Below are 20463 nucleotides of genomic sequence, written 5' to 3'. Positions count from 1 at the left end.
GGAGGAGAAGAACGTCGTGGGGTGCTCATCAGGTCCTCATGCAATCACGTCGAGGGCGCCGGGGACGCACTCGATGGTCAGGGGCAGGGGTCCGAATCGTTCACCGTCGGCGTACGACACGATGCCGGGCGCCGCGACGGTCACGGTGCGGACCCGACGGTGGACGTACTCCGCCACACCGTCGATGCGGCCGGTGAACAACCGCGGGTAGGAGCGGACCAGCTTGGACTTGCTCATCCGGGTGATCACCACGACGTCGAGCAGGCCGTCGTCGAGGAGCGCGCCCTCGGTGATCCGCAGGCCGCCGCCGAACGACGGGCCGTTGCCAACGGCGACGAGCATCGCCTCGCGCTCCATCGTCTCGTCGTCGAGCTGGAGCACGTAGGGGATCGGACGGAAGGTGCGCAGCTCGGCCAGCGTGGCCAGGTTGTAACGCATCTGGCCGCGGGGCCAGGTCATCGTGTTGGCGCGTTCGTTGACGATCGCGTCGAAGCCCGCCGCCAGGACGGTGACGAACCACCGCTCGCCGCTGCGGGCGAGGTCGATCGTGCGCAGCCGGGAGGCGATGATCCGGTCGGCGGCCGCGACCGGGTCGGTGCGCGGGATGCCGAGGTAGCGGGCCACGTCGTTGCCGGTGCCGCTGGGGATGAGGCCGAGGGGCGTGCCGGTGCCGGCGACGGCCTGCACGCCGAGGTGGACCAGCCCGTCGCCGCCGCACACGACGAGGGCCTCGACCCCGTCCGTGACGCACGCGCGGGCCAGGTCGGCGGCCTCGTCTGCGTCACGGCCCTGCAGGTTGCGTACGACGAAGCCGCTCTCACGCAGCCGGGTCAGGGCGGCGTCGCGGTGGCGCGCGCCCCGGCCGCGGCCGGCCGTCGGGTTGGTCAGCAGGGCGATCTCGCGCCCCCGCACGGGGCGGTCGGGCACAGCCGGGTCGTGCATGGCGCGACCATCCCCGGCACCGACCGCGCAGCGCCGTTCGACGGCGCCGCGACGTCGGTGCCGGCCGCGGGTCAACCCAGCCGCAGCAGGGCGGCGTAGCGCTCGGCCCGAGCGCCCACCGCGCGGGCGAGCCTCGACAGCGCCTCCAGGACCAGCTCGGGTCCGAACCGGGTCCCGGGGACGGCCAGGACCATCCGCGAGTCGTGCTCTCCGATGACGACCTGGCCGTGGCGCCATGCCTGGTGCACCCGCAGCCGGGTCGCGTCGTCGACGACCGGAGCGGGGTAGGCCTCGTCGACGGCCAGCAGGTCGCAGACGATCTCCTCGGACGCGGTCGAACCGTCGGGCACCGTCTCTGCGGTCAGCCGGCCGCGGACGAGGTGGCCGGTCTGCAGACCGGCGTCGGCGCGCCACACCACGTCGCCGGTGCCGAGCCACTCCGGCAGGTCGAACGGGTCGATGTCGGTGAGGGTGGCCTGCATGGGTCCACCCTGTCAGAGCCGGTGCGTGGCCTGTCGAGGGCCGACGCCAGGGCCGACGTCAGATGGAGGACAGCTCGTCGGGCGAGAGTCCGGCGTTGGGGGCCCGGCGGGCGCGACGCCTGTCGTTGAACCGCGCGATCGCCTCGGAGGCGAAGAACAGCAGCACCATCGGCACGGCCATCAGGGTCATCGTGAAGGGGTCGGCCGAGGGGGTCGCGATCGCGGCGAAGATGAAGGTACCGATCACGATCCACGGACGGTAGGCCTTGAGGGAGGACCCCTTGACGACGCCGGCGAAGTTGAGCAGCACCACGAAGACCGGGATGTTGAAGGCCAGTCCGAACACGAATAGCGTGCGGGTGAAGAACTGGAGGTAGTCGTTGAAGTCGATGAGGTTGGTGACGCCGTCGGGGTTGAACCCGATCAGCACCTCCAGCGCGATCGGCAGCGTGACGTAACCCAGCACGATGCCGGTGAGGAAGAGCGGACCGGCCACGGCCACGAAGACGCGGCTCATCTTGCGCTCCTGGGCGTAGAGCCCCGGCAGCACGAAGGCCCAGATCTGGTAGAGCCAGTAGGGCGCGGTCACGATGGCCGCGGCGAAGCCGCACAGGGTCAACCAGAGCAGCAGGCCCGCGCCCGCGCCGCTGGTCGTGGCGATCGACGTGCCTTCGGCGAGGGTCTCCTGCGCGTCCTGGTAGGGGCCGTAGACCGCGTCGTAGATGGCGTGCCGGAACACGAACGCCACCGCCAGGGCGAGGGAGAACACCAGCAGGCAGCGCAACAGGCGCGCCCGGAACTCACGGAAGTGGTCGGCGAGCGCCATCCGGCCGTCCGGGCCCACGGCGTCGGGCGACGGCCCCTTGAACAGGCCGACGAGACCGGCGATCCTCACGCTCTTCTGGACTCCGGCGATCAGGCGGTGGTGTCGTCGCGCCGCTCGCGCAGCACCTCGCCCGAGGCCTCGTTGCGCACCTCGCCACCCTGGGCGGGGTCGTGGGCCTGGTTGCGGGCCTCGATCTCGCGCTGCTCAGGGGTCTTGTCGGCGTCCTTGTCATCGTCGCGCATGCCCTTGGTCTCGGTCTTGAAGATGCGCAGCGCCTGGCCGGAGCTGCGGGCGAGGTCGGGAAGCTTGGCGGCACCGAACACCAGCACCACGATCGCCAGGATCACGAGCCACTCGAGGCCCTGCGGCATGCCGATCATCGGGATCATCTTGGTCACTCCGTCATTGGTGGTGTGGTGGATCACGTTCAGGACGTCATTCGGAGTCTACGCCGTCGTGGTCGTAGAGGTGGAGCGCCGCCCGGGCAGCGGTCCGGAACGCCTCGGCGTACGCCGCCGGGGCGAGCAGCTCGGCGTGCGGCGCCAGGCGCAGCAGCAGGGACTTCACCCACTCCTCGCTGGCCACCTCGAGCTCGACGTCGATCGTGCCGTCGGGCCCGGGACGCCGACCGGTCACCGGGTAGTACTCGACCACCCACCGCGCGGGCGGCGCCAGGCGCAGGGTGACCGTCGTGGTCTCGGCGTCGGTGAACCAGCCGCCGGTGAGGTCGCGGGCGCGCGCGCCCGGGTCGGCCACCGGGCTGTCGAGCTCGGTGGCGGCCACGATGCGGTCCACCCGGAAGGCCCGGTCACCGCCCGCGGTGTGGCACCAGGCGTCGAGGTAGAGCAGGTCCTCGACCCGGGCGAGGCCCCGCGGGTCGACGACCCGTCGCGACTCCTGGTCGCGCGAGGGCACGTGGTAGGTGATCTCGACCTGGTGGCCGTGGGCGAGGGCCGACTCCAGCACGGGGACGACGGCGCTGCTCTCGAGCGGCGTGGGGGTCACGTGCAGGCGGAGCAGACCCTCCCCGTCCTGGCCGGCGGCCTCCTCGAGCTTGGCCAGGGTCCGCTCGATGACCTCGCGGGCCTCGGCAGGCGCGGTGTCGACCATCGTCCGGAGCGCGACGACCAGCGAGGTGGCCTCGGCGGGTGAGAAGCGCACGGGCCGGGCGAGGTAGTCGGCGTTGTCGACCCGGATGATCCGGTCGCCCTCGAGCGCCTCGAGGTCGACCTCGATCAGGTCGCCCGGCAGCCCCGGCGACACGCCGGTCATGAAGAGCAGACGCAGGTCGCGCTCGATCTGGTCGGCGTCGGTGCCGAAGTGGGCGGCGGCGTCCTCGAGCCGCACCTCGCCCCGGGCGAGCAGGTAGGGCACGAGCGCGAGCAGCCGTGCCACCTGGTCGGGGGCGGTGTCCCCCGTCTGGACCGTCACGGCGCCTCCCCCGTCGCTGCGACGGCGCGGAGCCGGGCGACCACGTCGTCGCGCAGCGACCGCGGCTCGTCCACGACCACGTCGGCGCCGTAGGTCAGGACCTCGTCGGACAGCTCGTGCACCGGCCCCTCGACGACCAGGGCGTCCCACCCGGGACTGTCCGCGATCGGGGTCACCGACTCGGCACGCCGTCGCAGGCCCACCCCGGTGCCCTGCCGCACCCGGACCTGCGCCCGGACGGAGGGGTACGACGGCGAGAGCCGCCGGGCGGTCTCGCGCACGTCGGTGCCGGCAGGGACGTCGTACGCCCCCGACCTGCCGGTCGCGCGAACGGTGCCGACGATGCGCGAGAGCCGGAAGACGCGCTCGGCGCCGCGGTCGACGTCGAAGCCGACGACGTACCACCGCCCGGAGGAGCGTGCGAGGCCCCACGGCTGGACCCGACGCGTGGTCGGCTGCGTCTCGTCGGCGCGCTGGTAGGGGAAGCTGACCTGGCGGCGCTTGCCGATGGCGTCCCACAGGGGCTCGAACGCCGGCTCGTCGGCGGTGATGGCCGGGGCGACGACCTCGAGGCGGGAGGGGTCGATCTCGACGCCCTGGCCCTTGAGCTTGGCGAGCGCGCGGCCGGTCGCCTTGGCGAGGGTCGCGTGCTGCCAGACCTGGGCCGCCAGGCCGAGCACGGCCGCCTCGTCGGACTCGAAGCGGATCTCGGGGAGCGAGGTCTGCTCGGTCGGGATGCGGTAGCCGATCTCGTCGTCGAAGAAGGCGTCAGCGCTGCCGACCTCGATGACGGCGCCGATCTGTCGCAGCGCGTCCTTGTCCCGCTCGAAGGCGCGCTCGAACGCCTCGTCGCCGGCCGGTCCGCGGGCGTGCTCGGGGTAGCACGCCTCGCGGATCGCGTCCTTGCCGATGAAGCGCTTGGCGCCGAGCAGCAGGATGTGGAGGTTCATCAGCCGCTCTGCTCGTGGCTGCACCATGCCTGCCCCCTCCCCTGCTCGTGTCGTGCGACGTCCGGTCGGCTCAGGAAGCGGCGAGGATGTCGACGACGAAGAACAGCGTGTCGGTGCCCTTGATGCCGGCCTGCTCGTTGCCCTGCTCGCCGTAGCCCTCGGCGGGCGGGATCTCCAGGATCACCCGCGAGCCGACGGTGCGACCCACGAGCCGCTCGTCCCAGCCCGCGATGACCTGGCCGACGCCGATCGGGAACTCGGCCGGCTCCCCGCTGTAGGACTCGTCGAACGGCTCGTCGGCGTTGTAGACCTGGCCGAGGTAGTCGACGGTCAGGGTCTGACCGGACTGCACCTTGGCGCCGTCGCCCTTCACCAGGGTGGTGGCGATCAGCTTGCCGGTGGGCTTGTGGGCGGTGCTGAAGTCGAGGCCGGTGATCACGCCGTCCTCCTCGATCAGCTCCGGGGCCCAGCCGGCGGGCTTCTTCTCCTCGCCCTGCGGACCGTCGAGCGGCGGCACGGTCTCCGAGCGGTCGAGGATGTCGACGACTGCGAGCACGGCGTCGCGGTTGCCGATGCCGATGTCGGGGCGACCGCCCTCGCCGAAGGCGTCCTCGGCGCTGGTGAGCAGCACGACGCGGTCGCCGACCTGGTTGCCGACGAGGGTGTCGCGCAGGAACGGCAGGATCTCCTCGGAGACCTCGAGCGACTGGGGCGCGCCGTCCTTGGTCCAGGTGCTCTGGGCCTTCTTCTCGGTGAAGCCGTTGCCGATCCACCAGTTGGCCTTGACGGTGTCGCCAGCGGCGACCTCCTCGCCGTCGCCCTCGACCAGGACCTCGGTCTCCTCCTGCGAGGCGTCGAGGCGGCCGTCGAAGGTGACCTTCGGCTCCGATCCCTGCTCGCCCTCGATGGTCACCGAGCTGAGGGACGCGCCGCCCTCCTCGGCGTCGCTCGACCCGGAGCCGCAGGCGGCCAGTCCGAGCATGCTGAGGGAGAGGACACCGCTGAGGGCAGCGGAACGTACACGAGACACGGATTCACCTGTTCGATCGGGTCGGCGTTGCCGGGACACCCTATCCAGCCCACCCACGCCGCCCGCCGCGACACTGCCGGAGGACCGGGCGGCGCCGGTCGTGGCCGGGGTCACATGCCGTCGATGAGCCGCTGCACGCGCTCGTCGTAGGCCTTGAAGGGGTCCTTGCACAGCACGGTGCGCTGCGCCTGGTCGTTGAGCTTGAGGTGCACCCAGTCGACGGTGAAGTCGCGACGGCGCTCCTGCGCCCGGCGGATGAACTCGCCCCGCAGGCGCGCCCGGGTGTTCTGCGGCGGGACGCTCTTGGCCTCGAAGATCTTGAGGTCGCTGCTGACCCGGGCCACGGCGCCGCGCTTCTCGAGGAGGTAGTAGAGCCCGCGGCCGCGGTGGATGTCGTGGTAGGCGAGGTCGAGCTGGGCGATGCGGGCGTCACCGAGGGAGAGGCCGTGCTTGGCGCGGTAGCGCTCGATGAGCTTGAGCTTGATGACCCAGTCGATCTCCCGGTCCACGAGGCCGAGGTCGTCGGACTCGACGGCCTTGAGGCCACGCTCCCACAGGTCGAGCGCCCGCTCGATCGTCGGTGTGGAGATCTGTCGGCGGTCCACGAAGTCGCGCGCCTTCGCGAGGTACTCACCCTGGATCTCGAGGGCGCTCGCCTCGCGTCCGTTGGCCAGGCGCACCTTGCGACGACCGGTGGGGTCGTGGCTGATCTCCCGGATGGCGCGGATCGGGTTCTCCATCGTGAGGTCGCGCATCACCACGCCCTCCTCGATCATCCGCAGCACGAGGTCGCAGGAGGCCACCTTGAGCAGGGTCGTGGTCTCGCTCATGTTGGAGTCGCCGACGATCACGTGGAGGCGGCGGAACCGCTCGGCGTCGGCGTGCGGCTCGTCGCGGGTGTTGATGATGGGCCGGCTCCGGGTGGTGGCGCTGCTGACGCCCTCCCAGATGTGCTCGGCGCGCTGGCTCACGCTGTACGACGCCCCGCGCGGGGTCATCACGACCTTGCCCGCACCGACCACGATCTGTCGCGTGACCAGGAAGGGGATCAGGATGTCGGCGAGCCGGCTGAACTCCCCCGCCCGGCCGACGAGGTAGTTCTCGTGGCATCCGTAGGAGTTGCCGGCGGAGTCGGTGTTGTTCTTGAACAGGTAGATGTCGCCGGCGATCCCCTCCTCGTGCAGCCGCTCCTCGGCGTCGAGCAGCAGACCTTCGAGGATCCGCTCGCCCGCCTTGTCGTGCGTGACGAGGTCGACGATGTCGTCGCACTCCGGGGTGGCGTACTCCGGGTGGCTGCCCACATCGAGGTAGAGGCGGGCACCGTTGCGGAGGAACACGTTGGAGGAGCGTCCCCAGCTGACCACCTTGCGGAAGAGGTAGCGGGCGACCTCGTCGGGGCTGAGCCGGCGCTGCCCCTTGAACGTGCACGTGACGCCGTACTCGTTCTCGATGCCGAAGATCCGACGGTCCATGGGCCCACACTAGGTGTGCGGACCACGCGTCGTACGGCAGTGCGCCCGGAATTCGTGTCCGGCGAGCCGCGCCCGGCTTGGCGCGGACGCCTAGGTTGCGGGCATGGACGACACCTCTGCCGCCCCACGCCCGCCCGCTCCGGCCGTCCCACAGCGCTCCGAGTCGACGCTGGTGGGGTCGTGGCCGTTCCACCTGCTGACGGCGGCGGTGACCGGCGTGGTCACCGCGCGGATGCCGATGCACCGCTGGTCGCGGCCGACGCGATGGGCGCTGCACGGCGGGACGGGTGCCCTCGTCGCCGCCGGCACGGCCTGGGTGGCCCGTCACCCCGGGCAGCTCGGCGGGGAGGACCAGCCGGAGGACCAGGCGGACCAGCAGGCCGAGCCGGCCGAACGGCCGCGCCCCCTCGGGGCCGCGTCGACGACGGCCCTCGCCCTGGCCGCCGGTGCGCTCGTCGCCGGGGTGAGCCGGGGCGGGCAGGCGGCGGACGGGTGGGCCGAGGGCTGGTTGCTCCGGCGCGGCGTACGCCGTCCCCGGGTGTGGTTGGGGGTGGCCGCAGCGGGTGCCTCGCTGGGGATGAGCCTGGTCGAGCGCCGGCAGGACGCCCGGTCTCGCGAAGCACGACACCACCTTGACGGTCCGGTGCTGCGCGGGTGAGCGTTCCCCCATGGGAGCCCGCCACCTCGTCGCGACCGTGCTGGCCGCGCCGGCCGTCGTCGAGGACCTCGAGCTGCGGGTGATGACCGACGACATGTGGCTGTGGCCCGTGCGCACCGCGCCCGTCGTCGTGGACGGCGCCCGGATGGAGTTCCAGCTCCGCCGGCGCCTGGTGGAGCAGCGTCAGGGCGCGTGGGACGACGCCGCCGGGTGGACGCCAGCCTGGATCGGCTTCGGCGACGCCTGGCACGAGTTCGGTCCGGACGGGAACGTGCGTCCCTCGGGTCCGCTCCCCTGGGCCGCACACCAGCGGCTGTGGACCGCCCTCGCTGAGTTCGGCCCGCTGGTGCGCTACCGCCGACGACTCAGCGGCATCCCGACCGAGCCCACGGCGGAGTGGCCGGGACTCCACCTGCCCTGACGGCCCCGGAGCGGGCGCGCAGCCGCTCAGACCTGGCCGGGCTCCGTCGGAGGCGGCGGGGTGCCGGGGGTCGGAGGTTGACCCGGCTCTCCCTGACCGGGCGCCGGCGCGGGCGGGGCGACCGGGGGTGCGACGGGCGGTGCCACCGGCGGCTCCCCCGTGACCGGGTCCTCGAGGGGCGGCGTGGCGCCGGAGACCTGGTCGGTGGGGTCGGTGGGGTCGTCCTGACCGGAGTGCCGCGGGCCGGAGCCGGCGAGGGCGTCCTCGGGAGCGGGCGCGTCGGCCTCCTCGCTGCCGCGGCCACCGAGGACCTCCGCGAGCCGCGCTGCGCGCAGGCGCAGGAACTTGCGCGGCTGGGTCCGGGTGCGGTCGAGGGCCGCGACCTCGAGGTCGCCGACCGGTATCACCCGGTCCTCGGTCTCGCTGTGTCCCAGGGCCGCCACCGCCACGCGCAGCGTCTCCTCGAGGGAGGACCCGGCGACGTAGTGCTCGGCGAGGTGGCCCGCGACGACGTCAGCGGCGCCCCCCATCACGGCATAGCCGTGCTCGTCGGCCACCTGGCCGTCGTAGGTGAGCCGGTAGAGCTGGTCGTCCTCGGGCGTGTCGCCGACCTCGGCGACGAAGATCTCGACCTCGTAGGGCTTCTCGCCGCCGGAGGAGAAGATCGTGCCGAGCGTCTGGGCGTAGGCGTTGGCCAGGCCGCGGCCGGTCACGTCGCGACGGTCGTAGGCGTAGCCGCGCATGTCGGCGAGGCGGACGCCGGCGATGCGGAGGTTCTCGAACTCGTTGTAGCGACCGACGGCCGCGAAGGCGATGCGGTCGTAGATCTCGCTGACCTTGTGCAGCGCCTGGGACGGGTTCTCCGAGACGAACAGGACGCCGTCGGCGTACTGCACGGCGATGACGGAGCGACCTCGGGCGATGCCCTTGCGGGCGAAGTCGGCCCGGTCCTTCATCAGCTGCTCGGGCGAGACGTAGAACGGCATACTCATGGGAACTGGCTCCTACGTCAGGTGAGGGGGGCGACCGGGCCGTCGGGTCGCTGCATCCGGGCGGCGATCATCCGGTCGGCGATGGCCGACACCTCGTCGTCGGGCAGCCGCCGGCCGCCGTCGGGCGTGATCACGTGGACGACCGGGAAGATGCGACGCGTCAGGTCGGGACCTCCGGTGGCCGAGTCGTCGTCGGCGGCGTCGTAGAGCGCCTGCACCAGGGCCGTGACCGCTCCCTCGGCGTCGAGGTCGTCGCGGTAGAGCTTCTTCAACGACCCGCGCGCGAACAGCGAGCCCGAGCCCACCGAGTGGAAGGCCGTCTCCTCGTAGCGCCCGCCGGTCACGTCATAGCTGAAGATCCGGCCCTGGCCGGCCGCGAGGTCGTAGCCGGCGAACAGCGGGACGACGGCGAGGCCCTGCATCGCGAGGCCGAGGTTGGCACGGATCAGCGCGGCGAGGCGGTTGGCCTTGCCGTCCATCGACAGCGTGGTGCCCTCGATCTTCTCGTAGTGCTCGAGCTCGGTCTGGAACAGCCGCACCATCTCCACGGCCAGCCCCGCGGTGCCGGCGATGCCGACCACGGAGAACTCATCGGCCGGGAAGACCTTCTCGATGTCGCGCTGGGCGATGATGTTGCCCATCGTGGCGCGGCGGTCGCCGGCCATCACGACGCCGCCCTCGAAGGTGGCCGCGACGATCGTGGTGCCGTGGGGCGCGAGCTCACCGGCGCTGCCGGTGGGGACCGCGCGCCTCGACGGCAGCAGGTCGGGGGCCTCGGCGCCGAGGAAGTCGGCGAAGCTCGAGGTGCCGGGGGTCATGAACGACGTGGGCAGGCGGGAGTCGCCCATGCGGCTCACTCGCCGCCCTTCTGGATGAACGACTTCACGAAGTCCTCGGCGTTGGTCTCGAGGACCTCGTCGATCTCGTCGAGAATCGCGTCGACGTCCTCGTCGATCATCTCCTTGCGCTCGGCGACGTCGGTCTCCACGACCTCCTCGGTCGCCGTCTCCTCCTGGGAGGACTTGCGCGGCTGCTTCTGCTCCTGGGCCATGTCCCGACCCTATCCACTCCCACCGACGCCACAAGGAGGTTCGCGGTGGGCGGACGGCTCGCGTCGTACCCCGGGACAGCGATCGACGCGGCGCCCCGCCCGGCTGCGCGGGTCCCGGGAGCCGACCTGGCGGGGAAGTCCGACACTTCGAGGGGGTTGCAACGGCCACCAGGTGCTGGAGTCCCCGCTCGAGCGGGGAGTCCCCGGACAGGCCCGGGACCGACCGCGTCAGCGGGTGATGGCGGCGACGAGCGCCTGGGCGGAGTCGCTGCGGTCGATCAGCTCCCCGACGTGGGCCCTGGTGCCGCGGAGCGGGTCGATGGTCGGCACCCGCTGGAGCGACTCGCGCCCGGGCAGGTCGAAGATGACCGAGTCCCACGACGCGGCGGCGACCGAGTCGGCGTACTTGTCGAGGCACCGGCCGCGGAAGTAGGCGCGAGTGTCTGCCGGCGGGTCGTGCATGGCCGCCTCGATGGTGGCGTCGTCGAGCAGCCGCTCGATGCGGCCGGCCGCGGCGAGGCGGTGGTAGAGCCCCTTGTCGGGACGTACGTCGGCGTACTGCAGGTCGATGAGGTGCAGCTTGGCGTCGTCCCAGTCGAGGTCGTCGCGGTCGCGGTACTGGTTGAGCAGCTTGAGCTTGGCGACCCAGTCGAGCTCGGTGGCGCACTCCATCGGGTCGCGCTCGAGGCGGGTCAGCACCGACTCCCACCGGGCGAGGACGTCGACCGTCTGCTCGTCGGCGTCGGCGCCGTAGCGGTCCTCGACGTACTTCCGGGCCAGGTCGAGGTACTCCAGCTGCAGCTGCACGGCGGTGAGCCGTCGCCCGTCGCGCAGGGTGACGAGGTGGCGCAGTGTCGGGTCGTGCGAGACGTCGCGCAGCGCCTTGACGGCCCCCTCGACGCTCAGGTCGCGGTCGACGAAGCCGTCCTCGATCATCGCGAGCACCAACGCGGTGGTGCCAGACTTGAGGTAGATGGAGACCTCGGCGAGGTTGGCGTCGCCGAGGATGACGTGAAGGCGGCGGTAGAGCGCCGGGTCGGCGTGCGGCTCGTCGCGGGTGTTGATGATCGGCCGCTTGAGGGTCGTCTCCAGACCCACCTCGACCTCGAAGTAGTCCGCGCGCTGGCTGATCTGGAAGCCGCGCTCCGGGGTGGTGTCGCGGCCGTCCTGCCCGATGCCGACCCGTCCGGCTCCGGTGACCACCTGCCGGGACACGAAGAACGGGGTGAGGTGCCGCACGATCTCGGCGAACGGCGTCGAGCGCCGCATCAGGTAGTTCTCGTGGGCGCCGTAGGACGCGCCCTTGTTGTCGGTGTTGTTCTTGTAGAGCACGATCGGCGTGCTGCCGGGCACCTGCGCCGCCATCCGCGACGCGTCGAGCATCACCTGCTCCCCCGCCTTCTCCCAGCGGACCACGTCGAGCGGTGTCGTCACCTCCGGCGAGGAGTACTCGGGATGGGCGTGGTCGACGTACAGCCGCGCGCCGTTGGTCAGGATGACGTTGGCGAGGCCGAGGTCCTCGTCGGTGAGCTGGCTCGGGTCGGCCACCTGGCGAGCCATGTCGAAGCCGCGTGCGTCACGCAGCGGGGACTCCTCCTCGAAGTCCCACCGCGCCCGCCTGGCCTTCACCGTCGAGCTGGCATAGGCGTTGACGATCTGCGAGGACGCGACCATCGGGTTGGCCGACGGCTGCCCCTGCACCGAGATGCCGTACTCGACCTCCGTGCCCATCACGCGTCGTACGCTCATGCGGTGAGCCTACGGGTGTGGGACGAGCGAGTGCTGCCGCGACTGACCGACCGGGCGCTGCGTGGGCACGAGGTGGGCGAGCTGCGCGCGGCCGCCTGCGCCGGGCTGACCGGCCGCGTGCTCGAGATCGGCTTCGGCAGCGGGCTCAACGTCCGCTGGTATCCCCCGGACGTCACGTCCGTGACGGCGATCGAGCCCTCGGACGTCGGCTGGGAGCTGTCCGAGCCGCGACGTTCGCGCAGCGACGTACACGTCCAGCGCGCCGGGCTGGACGGACAGCGTCTCGACCTGCCGGACGACTCGCACGACAGCGCGCTGGTGACGTTCAGCCTGTGCACGATCCCCGACCCGCTGGAGGCCCTGCGTGAGGCCAGGCGGGTGGTGCGTCAGGGCGGTCGGCTGCACGCGCTCGAGCACGGCATCGCGCCCGAGGAGTCCGTACGTCGCTGGCAGCGGCGCATCGAACCTCCGTGGGGCGCCGTCGCCGGCGGGTGTCACCTCACGCGCGACATGCCTGCCCTGCTGGAGTCAGCGGGGTGGCGCGTGGAGCACCGGGAGCAGGAGTACCTGGCCGGACCGGCCCTCGCCCGCCCGTGGACGTACGTCTACCGGCTGGTCGCCGGCTGACGCGACGAGCAGGCGGGGCGTCGAGAGCGGTCAGCGCCCGCGGCGGAGGAACCCGGCGAGGAACAGCACGATGACGACGATGACGACGATGATCAGAATGGTTCGCATCCGGCCAACCTAGTGCTCGAGCCGTGCCGGCAACTCCTCCGGAGGGGTGTCGCGCGCGTCAGTCGTGTCGGCGCGGACCGTTGACCGCCGAGGCGTGGGCGGCGTTGACGCCGGCGATGCCCAACCACGCCACGATGACGGCAGGAAGGCCGTTGTCCGTGGCGACCATCGGCACGATCGTGATCGGGACCCCGACGCCGACCGAGATCACGGCCAGGACGAACTGCCGGATTCGTCCGCCCTCGGTGCCAGCCGTACGACGCTGCTGCAACTCGCCGCGTTCGGCGGCCCGCCGCTCCACCGCCCGCTCGATCCTCTCGGCGAAGCCGTCCACGAGCTCGGCGTCGTAGCGGGCGCCGAGCTCGCGGCGGGCGGCGAGGGCGGCCTCGATGTCGCCGTGGCCGAGGTCGTCCTCGCGTCCCATCGCGCGCTCCGGTCCGGTCACAGGTATTGGCCGGTGTTGGCGACCGTGTCGATCGACCGCCCCGGCTCGGTGCCCTGCTTGCCCGTGATCAGCGTGCGGATGAAGACGATGCGCTCACCCTTCTTGCCCGAGATCCGCGCCCAGTCGTCGGGGTTGGTGGTGTTGGGCAGGTCCTCGTTCTCCTTGAACTCGTCCACGCACGCCTGGAGCATGTGCTGGACCCGCAGTCCACGCTGCGCCGGGTTGAGGTCGCTGTCGAGGAAGTCCTTGATCGCCATCTTCTTGGCGCGGTCGACGATGTTCTGGATCATCGCGCCGGAGTTGAAGTCCTTGAAGTAGAGGACTTCCTTGTCACCGTTGGCGTAGGTCACCTCGAGGAAGCGGTTCTCCTCCGACTCGGTGTACATCCGCTCCACGGTCGCGCGGATCATCGCGTTGACGGTGGCAGTGCGGTCCTGGCCGAACTCGGCCAGGTCCTCTGCGTGCAGGGGCAGGGTCGGGGTGAGGTACTTGGAGAAGATGTCGCGCGCCGACTCGGCGTCGGGGCGCTCGATCTTGATCTTCACGTCGAGGCGACCCGGACGCAGGATGGCGGGGTCGATCATGTCCTCGCGGTTGGACGCACCGATCACGAGGACGTTCTCGAGCGCCTCGACACCGTCGATCTCGCTCAGCAGCTGGGGCACGATCGTGTTCTCCACGTCGGAGGAGACGCCGGACCCGCGCGTGCGGAAGAGCGAGTCCATCTCGTCGAAGAACACGATGACCGGGGTGCCGAGCGACGCCTTCTCGCGCGCCCGCTGGAAGACCAGGCGGATGTGGCGCTCGGTCTCGCCGACGTACTTGTTGAGCAGCTCGGGGCCCTTGATGTTGAGGAAGTAGGACTTCCCCGACGCGCCGGTGCGCTCGGCGACCTTCTTGGCCAGCGAGTTCGCGACGGCCTTGGCGATCAGCGTCTTGCCGCACCCGGGCGGACCGTAGAGCAGCACGCCCTTGGGCGGCTTCAGCTCGTGGTCCTTGAACAGGTCGGGGTGCAGGTAGGGCAGCTCGACGGCGTCGCGGATGGCGTCGATCTGGGTGGTGAGGCCGCCGATCTGCGTGTAGTCGATGTCGGGCACCTCCTCCAGCACCAGCTCCTCGACCTCCGACTTCGGCACGACCTCGTAGACGTAGCCGGCGCGGGTGTCGAGCAGCAGCGAGTCGCCGGCCCGGATCGTGACGTCCTCGGCGCACAGCGGCTCCGCGAGGCGTACGACGCGCTCCTCGTCGGCGTTGGCGATCACCAGCGCCCGCTCGCCGTCGGCGAGGATCTCCTTGAGCATGACGACCTCGCCGACCTGCTCGAAGTCGAGGGCGGCGACCACGTTGAGCGCCTCGTTGAGCATGACCTCCTGCCCGCGGACGAGGCCGTCGAGCTCCACGGCCGGGCTCACGCTGACGCGCAGCTTGCGACCGCCGGTGAAGACGTCGACGGAGTCGTCGTCGTTGCGCCCGAGGAACGTGCCGAACCCGGCCGGCGGCTGCGCCAGGCGGTCGACCTCCTCCTTGAGCGTCGTGATCTGGTCACGGGCGTCGCGCAGCGTCTGGGCGAGCCGCTCGTTCTGGCTCGAGACGGCAGCGAGGGATCGTTGCGCGTCGGCCAGGCGGGTCTCCAGCCCCCGCGACTGACCGGGCAGGTCCTCGAGACGGCGGCGCAGGTCGGTGACCTCGGCCTCCAGGTAGCGCACCTGGGTGGCAAGTTGCTCACGTGTCGGCTCAGACATCTCGCACCTCCTGCCACATGACACTACTCATGGATCCATGGGACGGAAGTGGATATCTCGCTGTGTTGGTCACCGTTTCGCAACTCTGGCGTCGGCTCCGCGCCATGTCCCGCGCCATGTCCCGGGCCACGTCCCGCGTCAGGCGCCGTTGAGCCGCCGGATCGCGTCGAGCTCGGCCTGGGTGAGCTCGCCCGACGCCTCGAGCACCTGCTGCAGCACCGCGGACTTCCCGGCGAGGTAGGTGTCGATGTCCATGGCGGGGTCGGCCGCCAGCGCGCGCTTCACCGCGGCGTACGCCTCACGCAGGTCGTCGCGCGACCTCAGCACGTCCCGTACGGCGAGGTGGTTGCGCACGTTCGCGGTGCCGGCCACGCACACGTAGACGTTGCGTCGCGGCCCGTCGGGGGCGTGGAACGCCTCCCGACCGGTGACCCCGAGGTCGCCACGATGGACGTAGCCGACCCCCTCCAGGGCCGCGATCGCCTGGGGGACGTCGTGCGCGTCGACGATGACGTCGACGTCGAGGACCGGCTTGGCCGCCAGCCCCGGCACCGACGTCGAGCCGACGTGCTCGACCCTGGCCGAGGCCACGTCGGCGAGCGCGGTGCGCAGCACGGTCGCCACCTCGTCGAACTGCTCGGCCCAGCGCGGGGACCAGTCGACGACCTCGATGCTCACCCGTCGGTCTGGTCGAGCTCGGCGGGCTCCGGTGCAGGTACGTCGGCCGGGCGGGGGCCCGTGTAGTCGGGACCGTAGGCGCCGGGAGCGGGGCGTCGGGTCTTGCGCGGCGGCTTCTCCCCCGGCGCCATCCGCCGCGCGGTGACGAGGAAGGCGGTGTGGCCGATCATCTTGTGGCCCGGGCGCACCGCGAGGCCCTCGACGTGCCAGTCGCGCACCAGCGACTCCCACGGCTGGGGCTCGGTGAAGCCGCCGTGCACCCGCAGGGTCTCCACGACCCGGGACAGCTGCGTCGTGGTGGCGACGTAGGCGCAGACGATGCCGCCGGGCACGAGCGCGTCGGCGACCGCGTCGATGCAGTTCCACGGGTCCAGCATGTCGAGGATGACGCGATCGACCTGACCCTCGAGCGCGGGCAGGCCCTCCTTGAGGTCGCCGAGCCGCAGGTCCCAGGCCGGGTGGGTCTGGCCCTCGGGGGCGGAGAAGAACTGGTGCACGTTGCGCCGGGCGACGTCCGCGAACTCCTCACGGAGCTCGAAAGAGGTCACCCGGCCCCACGGGCCGACGGCGCGCAGCAGCGAGCAGGTCAGCGCACCCGAGCCGGCACCGGCCTCGACGACCCGTGCACCGGGGTAGATGTCGGCCAGCGCCACGATCTGGGCGGCATCCTTCGGGTAGACCACGGCCGCTCCGCGCGGCATGGAGACCACGAACTCGTTGAGCAGCGGCCGGAAGACGAGGTACTGGCCGCCCGCCGAGGAGACGAGCGTGAAGCCCTCCTCGCGGCCGATCATGTCGTCGTGGTCGAGGTGACCCTTGTTGGAGAAGAACCGCTTGCCCGCGACGAGCTCGAAGTTGTGCTTGCGCCCCTTGTTGTCGACCAGGCGGACCCACTCGCCCTCACGCAGGGGGCCGCGGTGGACGCCGGACCAGGCCTCGGCGGGGACGTCGGGAGAAGGCTCGGACATGGCGCGAACCCTAGTATCGCGACCCGCGATTTCCCTCAGCGGCGAGCGTTGTCGCGGAAGGCCCGGTCGACGTCAGCGGTCGACAGGACGCCGTAGATCCGGCCGTCGGCCTCGACCAGGAGGTACTCCTCCGCCGGACGTCGGCTGATGGCGAGGATGAGGTCCTCCCCCGCGACCGTGGCGGGCAGCGTCAGACCCTCCTCCATCGTGCGCGCGACCGCCGAGACGGCCACCCACGGACGACGCTCCGCCGGCATGGCGGTCACGGCCGCCTCGCTGACGATGCCCACAGGAGTGCCGTCGGGGGTCACGGTGACGATGCTGCCGGCCTGTGCCTCCTGCGCGCGGCGTACGGCCTCGGCCAGCGGCAGGTCCTCGGGGACGGTGAGCGTACGCCGGGCGAGGGGCCGCGCGACCAGGGTGGGGAGCCGTTGCCGGAGCCTGGCGTGGGCCATCGCCGCCGTCGCCCCGCTCCACAGGAACAGCCCGAGGATGAAGACGAGGACGAGGTCGAGGATCGTCGGCGGCTCGCCGATGACGCGCTCCTGGACGAGCGGCCAGGCGAGCAGCGCCAGGGCGGTGATCCGGCCGCCCCAGCCGGCGACGATGCTGCCGCGGTGCTGGTCGCCGGAGGCGCCCCAGACCAGCGCCTTGAGCACGCGTCCGCCGTCGAGCGGCAGGCCCGGGACGAGGTTGAGCACGCCGATGAGCAGGTTGGCCCCGGCCAGGAGGATCATCGCCTCGCGGACGAGACCGTCGGACATCACGTAGGCCACGGCACCGGCTGCAGCACCGACCGCGATCGAGGTGAGCGGGCCGACGACGGCGATCCAGAACTCGTGCCGCGGTCGCTTGGACTGCCCGTCGACCTCCGTCATGCCGCCGAGGAAGTGCAGCGTGATCGAGTTGACGCCGTAGCCGAGCCGCTTGGCGACGACGGCGTGCGAGGCCTCGTGGAGCAGCACCGACAGGTAGAGCACGACGGCGAAGGCGAAGCCGGCGACGTACTTCCAGAACCCGAGACCCGGCTGTGCGGCCTCGATGCGCGGACCGAAGATCAGCGAGATCAGGGCGGCGACGACGAACCACGAGGTGGTGATGAGCACGTCGATGCCGACGATCGACCCGATCCGGATCGTCCCCCGGGCGCGCGGCGCCGACCGACGCGGTCCGTCGGCATCGGCTGGATCGGTCGGGTCGGCCACCTGCCAAGCCTAGCCAAGGGTCCCGACGGCGACGGCGTGGGCCGAGGCGCTGTCGTACGCCTCGCCTAGGGTGAACCGCGCCATGACGACCTCCCTTCCCGCACCCGTTCCCGCACCGCCCGAGTCCCCCGCTGAGCGGGTCTCGACGGCGGTGGACGGCGTCGACGTGCTGGGGGCGATCTCCCCGAGCCGTGCCGGTGACTTCATGGCCTGCCCCCTGATGTACCGCTTCCGCACGATCGACCGACTGCCCGAGCCGCCGTCACCCGACGCCGTCCGCGGCACGGTGGTGCACAAGGTGCTGGAGGACCTCTTCGACGCGCCGGCCGTCGACCGCACGCCGCAGCGCGCCCGCGACATGCTCGTGCCCACCTGGGAGGGGCTGCTCGAGACCGAGCCGGCCCTGGCCGAGATGTTCGGCGACGAGGGTCCCGACCTCGCCGCGTGGCTCGCCTCGTGCCGCACCGTCCTCGACCGCTACTTCGACCTCGAGGACCCGCGCCGGCTCGAGCCGGCCGAGCGCGAGCTCTACGTCGAGGCGCTGCTCGAGTCCAAGCTCCTGCTGCGGGGGTTCGTCGACCGGGTCGACGTCGCGCCCGACGGGCGGATCAGGGTGGTCGACTACAAGAGCGGCAAGGCCCCGGGTGTGGGCTACGAGGCCAAGGCGCTCTTCCAGATGAAGTTCTACGCGCTCGTCCTCTGGCGCCTGCGCGGCGTCGTGCCGTCGGTGCTCCAGCTGGTCTACCTCGGCAACGGCGAGATCCTCCGCTACGAGCCTGACGAGGACGACCTCCGCGCCACCGAGCGCAAGGTCGAGGCCGTGTGGCGTGCCATCGAGCTCGCGCGCGAGACCGGCGACTGGCGCCCGAGCCCCTCGCGCCTGTGCGACTGGTGCTCCTTCCACCAGCACTGCCCGACCAAGGGCGGCACGATCCCACCGCTGCCCGATCCGGCGCCCCGGTCAGGCTCGTCCCAGCACCCCTAGACCGGTGAACGTGAGCCGGGCCACACCGACACGGTCACGATCCGGTCATGGGTGTACGGCGCCGACGTCCTGGGCGGCGCGGCCGCCCACGAGGCGTGCCAGGCCGGCAGCGTCGAGGCCCTCGAGCGTGTCGGCGAAGACGCGCCGCTCCCCCTCGAGGATCGGCACGTGGTTGGGCACGCACAGGACGGTGCAGCCGGCGGCGACGGCCGACGTGGCGCCGGTGTTGGAGTCCTCGATCGCGAGGCAGTCGGCCGGGTCGTGGCCCAGCTCGGCGGCTGCGGTGAGGTAGGGCTCGGGGTGTGGCTTGCCCAGCTCGACGCGGTCACCGGTCACGACGGACGCGAACGCCCCCTCGGGGAGCTGCGCCAGGATGGGGTCGACGAAGCGCTGCCACGACATGGTCACCAGCGCACAGGGCACCCCCGCCTGGTGCAGGTGGGTGAGCAGCTCACGGGCGCCGGGGCGCCACGGCACCTCGACCTCGACGCGGGCGACCACGCCGTCGAGCAGCTCGTCGACGATCTGCTGCGGCGTGCGGTCGATGCCCATGTGGACGCGGATGTAGTCACCGGACTCGAGCAGGGCGTTGCCGACGAGGTTGAGGGCGCGCTCCTGCGACCAGGTGCCGCCGTACTTCTCCGCCATCGCGAACTCGGTGGCGATCCAGTAGGGCTCGGTGTCGACGAGGGTGCCGTCCATGTCCCACAGGACCGCGGCTGGCAGGGACGGCGGCACCGGAGAGGTCACGTGCCTGACCCTATCGAGAGGGGTCCGGCCCGGTGTCCAGCAGGCTCCGCACGCCGGACCGCGCGAGCAGGAGGCAGACGATGAGGAGCGTCACCGAGAAGAATCCGCCCAGGCTGACCGCGTCCCCGAACACGAGGTCGATCAGGAGCAGGACGACGAACTTGCTCCCGGCCGCCACGACCCACAGGGTGACGCCGAGGGCCAGCCTCACCGGCCACCTGCTGGCGCCACGCAGACCGCGCACGACATGGCCCTTGAGCCAGATGACCACCTCGAGCGACAGCTTGAGCACCACGGCCGTGAGGAGGGACAGCGTGAACCCCTCGCTGATCACGGCCGGCACGTACTCCACGGCCAGGTTGAGGACGACGACGTAGACGAAGACGTCGACGAGATCCGCCGGGCGTGCGCGCAGCCGGTCGCGCACGGGTCGTGGAGCCACCCCACCCTCCTATCCGGGAGCGGGGTCCGGCGACCTCCCCCGATATGTGGGAGGCCGTGGGGAGCGCCCGCCCGTAGCGTGCGGGGCACCAGGACCACCCGCTCCCGGGTCCCTGGAGGTGGACTGCCTCCGGGGCGCGCGTCCGGTCCGGTCCGTGCGAGGAGGAAACCGGTGGCGAGGATGATGATCCGTGTCGATGCCGAGCTGTCGCCGGACGCCCTCACGGCGTTCCCGCACCTCGTCGCGGTCCCGCAGCGTCCGCAGACCGTGCTGTCGGGCGAGGTGGCCGACCAGGAGGAGCTCCAGGGCGTCATCAGCCTCCTCGTCAGTCTCGGCGTCGAGGTCGTGGACGTGTTGACGGTGCCGGAGTCCGCTGGTCTACGCTCCCAGTGACCTCACCCGAACGGGTGGGGTGCGCGGACCACCTGCGGTCGCCGGTTTTCAGCGCTTGGGAGGGTGCGAGGGCGATCGGCACGATGTCCACGCACGCTGCTGCGGGAGGCGCCACG

24 protein-coding genes are annotated in these 20463 nt (G+C 71.6%); 5 read left to right on the top strand and 19 right to left on the bottom strand.

Annotation, left to right across the window (positions count from 1 at the left end; translation table 11 throughout):
• Window positions 1-36 precede the first annotated feature (36 nt).
• The 8 genes from ACNKF0_RS11545 to pafA form a co-directional block, all read right to left on the bottom strand.
• Entirely contained in the window at window positions 37-942 is a 906-nt protein-coding gene (locus ACNKF0_RS11545; protein WP_416952255.1) for a diacylglycerol kinase, read from the bottom strand.
• A gap of 71 nt (window positions 943-1013) precedes the next feature.
• Window positions 1014-1424 (bottom strand): hypothetical protein, encoded by a 411-nt coding sequence (locus ACNKF0_RS11540; RefSeq protein ID WP_416952253.1) that lies wholly within the window; start codon window positions 1422-1424, stop codon window positions 1014-1016.
• 58 nt (window positions 1425-1482) lie between these two features.
• The gene (tatC, locus tag ACNKF0_RS11535; RefSeq protein ID WP_416952251.1) at window positions 1483-2319 is read right to left on the bottom strand and encodes a twin-arginine translocase subunit TatC; all 837 of its coding nucleotides are present in this window, start codon (window positions 2317-2319) and stop codon (window positions 1483-1485) included.
• 20 nt (window positions 2320-2339) lie between these two features.
• A complete protein-coding gene (tatA, locus tag ACNKF0_RS11530) occupies window positions 2340-2639 on the bottom strand; it encodes a Sec-independent protein translocase subunit TatA (protein ID WP_416958485.1) in 300 nt (99 codons plus the stop codon).
• A gap of 46 nt (window positions 2640-2685) precedes the next feature.
• A complete protein-coding gene (locus ACNKF0_RS11525) occupies window positions 2686-3681 on the bottom strand; it encodes a helix-turn-helix transcriptional regulator (RefSeq protein ID WP_416952249.1) in 996 nt (331 codons plus the stop codon).
• The gene (locus tag ACNKF0_RS11520) at window positions 3678-4658 is read right to left on the bottom strand and encodes a helix-turn-helix transcriptional regulator (protein ID WP_416952247.1); all 981 of its coding nucleotides are present in this window, start codon (window positions 4656-4658) and stop codon (window positions 3678-3680) included. Before ACNKF0_RS11520 ends, ACNKF0_RS11525 begins: the two co-directional genes overlap by 4 nt.
• Window positions 4659-4701: 43 nt before the next feature.
• Window positions 4702-5661, bottom strand: a complete 960-nt coding sequence (locus ACNKF0_RS11515) for an FKBP-type peptidyl-prolyl cis-trans isomerase (protein WP_416952245.1) — start codon at window positions 5659-5661, stop codon at window positions 4702-4704.
• Between the two features lie 110 nt (window positions 5662-5771).
• Window positions 5772-7133 (bottom strand): Pup--protein ligase, encoded by a 1362-nt coding sequence (gene pafA / locus ACNKF0_RS11510; RefSeq protein ID WP_299928488.1) that lies wholly within the window; start codon window positions 7131-7133, stop codon window positions 5772-5774.
• Window positions 7134-7236: 103 nt separating this feature from the next.
• On the opposite strand from pafA, the gene ACNKF0_RS11505 reads away from it, so the two are divergent.
• Window positions 7237-7791, top strand: a complete 555-nt coding sequence (locus ACNKF0_RS11505) for a hypothetical protein (protein WP_416952243.1) — start codon at window positions 7237-7239, stop codon at window positions 7789-7791.
• A 10-nt stretch (window positions 7792-7801) separates the two neighbouring features.
• Window positions 7802-8212 carry a hypothetical protein gene (locus ACNKF0_RS11500; RefSeq protein WP_416952241.1) on the top strand — a complete coding sequence of 137 codons (411 nt, stop codon included), beginning with the start codon at window positions 7802-7804 and terminating at the stop codon, window positions 8210-8212.
• Between the two features lie 26 nt (window positions 8213-8238).
• Here the strand turns inward: ACNKF0_RS11500 and prcA are convergent, their stop codons facing one another.
• The 4 genes from prcA to dop all read right to left on the bottom strand — a co-directional run bounded on the left by prcA (window position 8239) and on the right by dop (window position 12004).
• Window positions 8239-9204 carry a proteasome subunit alpha gene (gene prcA, locus ACNKF0_RS11495; RefSeq protein WP_416952239.1) on the bottom strand — a complete coding sequence of 322 codons (966 nt, stop codon included), beginning with the start codon at window positions 9202-9204 and terminating at the stop codon, window positions 8239-8241.
• Between the two features lie 17 nt (window positions 9205-9221).
• On the bottom strand, window positions 9222-10052 hold the full coding sequence (gene prcB, locus ACNKF0_RS11490) for a proteasome subunit beta (protein WP_416952236.1): 831 nt from the start codon (window positions 10050-10052) through the stop codon (window positions 9222-9224).
• Between the two features lie 5 nt (window positions 10053-10057).
• Window positions 10058-10255, bottom strand: coding sequence for a ubiquitin-like protein Pup (locus ACNKF0_RS11485; RefSeq protein ID WP_129453979.1), 198 nt, complete (start codon window positions 10253-10255; stop codon window positions 10058-10060).
• Window positions 10256-10483: 228 nt separating this feature from the next.
• Window positions 10484-12004 (bottom strand): depupylase/deamidase Dop, encoded by a 1521-nt coding sequence (dop, locus tag ACNKF0_RS11480; RefSeq protein ID WP_299928506.1) that lies wholly within the window; start codon window positions 12002-12004, stop codon window positions 10484-10486.
• Window positions 12005-12007: 3 nt separating this feature from the next.
• On the opposite strand from dop, the gene ACNKF0_RS11475 reads away from it, so the two are divergent.
• Complete coding sequence (locus tag ACNKF0_RS11475) at window positions 12008-12631, top strand: class I SAM-dependent methyltransferase (RefSeq protein WP_416952233.1); 624 nt, start codon at window positions 12008-12010, stop codon at window positions 12629-12631.
• Between the two features lie 166 nt (window positions 12632-12797).
• Here the strand turns inward: ACNKF0_RS11475 and ACNKF0_RS11470 are convergent, their stop codons facing one another.
• The 5 genes from ACNKF0_RS11470 to ACNKF0_RS11450 form a co-directional block, all read right to left on the bottom strand.
• Window positions 12798-13163: a hypothetical protein gene (locus ACNKF0_RS11470; RefSeq protein WP_416952231.1), complete on the bottom strand. Its 366-nt coding sequence runs from the start codon at window positions 13161-13163 to the stop codon at window positions 12798-12800.
• 17 nt (window positions 13164-13180) lie between these two features.
• On the bottom strand, window positions 13181-14926 hold the full coding sequence (gene arc, locus ACNKF0_RS11465) for a proteasome ATPase (protein WP_416952229.1): 1746 nt from the start codon (window positions 14924-14926) through the stop codon (window positions 13181-13183).
• 138 nt (window positions 14927-15064) lie between these two features.
• Window positions 15065-15604 (bottom strand): GrpB family protein, encoded by a 540-nt coding sequence (locus tag ACNKF0_RS11460; protein WP_416952226.1) that lies wholly within the window; start codon window positions 15602-15604, stop codon window positions 15065-15067.
• Complete coding sequence (locus ACNKF0_RS11455) at window positions 15601-16572, bottom strand: tRNA (adenine-N1)-methyltransferase (protein ID WP_299928522.1); 972 nt, start codon at window positions 16570-16572, stop codon at window positions 15601-15603. The genes ACNKF0_RS11460 and ACNKF0_RS11455 overlap by 4 nt, the downstream gene beginning before the upstream one ends.
• A 35-nt stretch (window positions 16573-16607) precedes the next feature.
• Complete coding sequence (locus ACNKF0_RS11450; RefSeq protein WP_416952224.1) at window positions 16608-17777, bottom strand: M50 family metallopeptidase; 1170 nt, start codon at window positions 17775-17777, stop codon at window positions 16608-16610.
• An 82-nt stretch (window positions 17778-17859) separates the two neighbouring features.
• On the opposite strand from ACNKF0_RS11450, the gene ACNKF0_RS11445 reads away from it, so the two are divergent.
• Window positions 17860-18762, top strand: coding sequence for a PD-(D/E)XK nuclease family protein (locus ACNKF0_RS11445; RefSeq protein WP_416952222.1), 903 nt, complete (start codon window positions 17860-17862; stop codon window positions 18760-18762).
• Between the two features lie 45 nt (window positions 18763-18807).
• Here the strand turns inward: ACNKF0_RS11445 and ACNKF0_RS11440 are convergent, their stop codons facing one another.
• Window positions 18808-19512 carry an HAD family hydrolase gene (locus ACNKF0_RS11440; protein ID WP_416952220.1) on the bottom strand — a complete coding sequence of 235 codons (705 nt, stop codon included), beginning with the start codon at window positions 19510-19512 and terminating at the stop codon, window positions 18808-18810.
• Window positions 19513-19522: 10 nt separating this feature from the next.
• Window positions 19523-19954 (bottom strand): hypothetical protein, encoded by a 432-nt coding sequence (locus ACNKF0_RS11435; RefSeq protein WP_416952218.1) that lies wholly within the window; start codon window positions 19952-19954, stop codon window positions 19523-19525.
• A gap of 171 nt (window positions 19955-20125) precedes the next feature.
• On the opposite strand from ACNKF0_RS11435, the gene ACNKF0_RS11430 reads away from it, so the two are divergent.
• Entirely contained in the window at window positions 20126-20347 is a 222-nt protein-coding gene (locus tag ACNKF0_RS11430; RefSeq protein WP_416952216.1) for a hypothetical protein, read from the top strand.
• Window positions 20348-20463 lie beyond the last annotated feature (116 nt).

The sequence above is a fragment of the Nocardioides sp. T5 genome (genome assembly GCF_048161455.1).
In the GTDB taxonomy this organism is placed as follows: domain Bacteria; phylum Actinomycetota; class Actinomycetes; order Propionibacteriales; family Nocardioidaceae; genus Nocardioides.
This window is presented reverse-complemented; position numbering and strand designations above follow the sequence as displayed.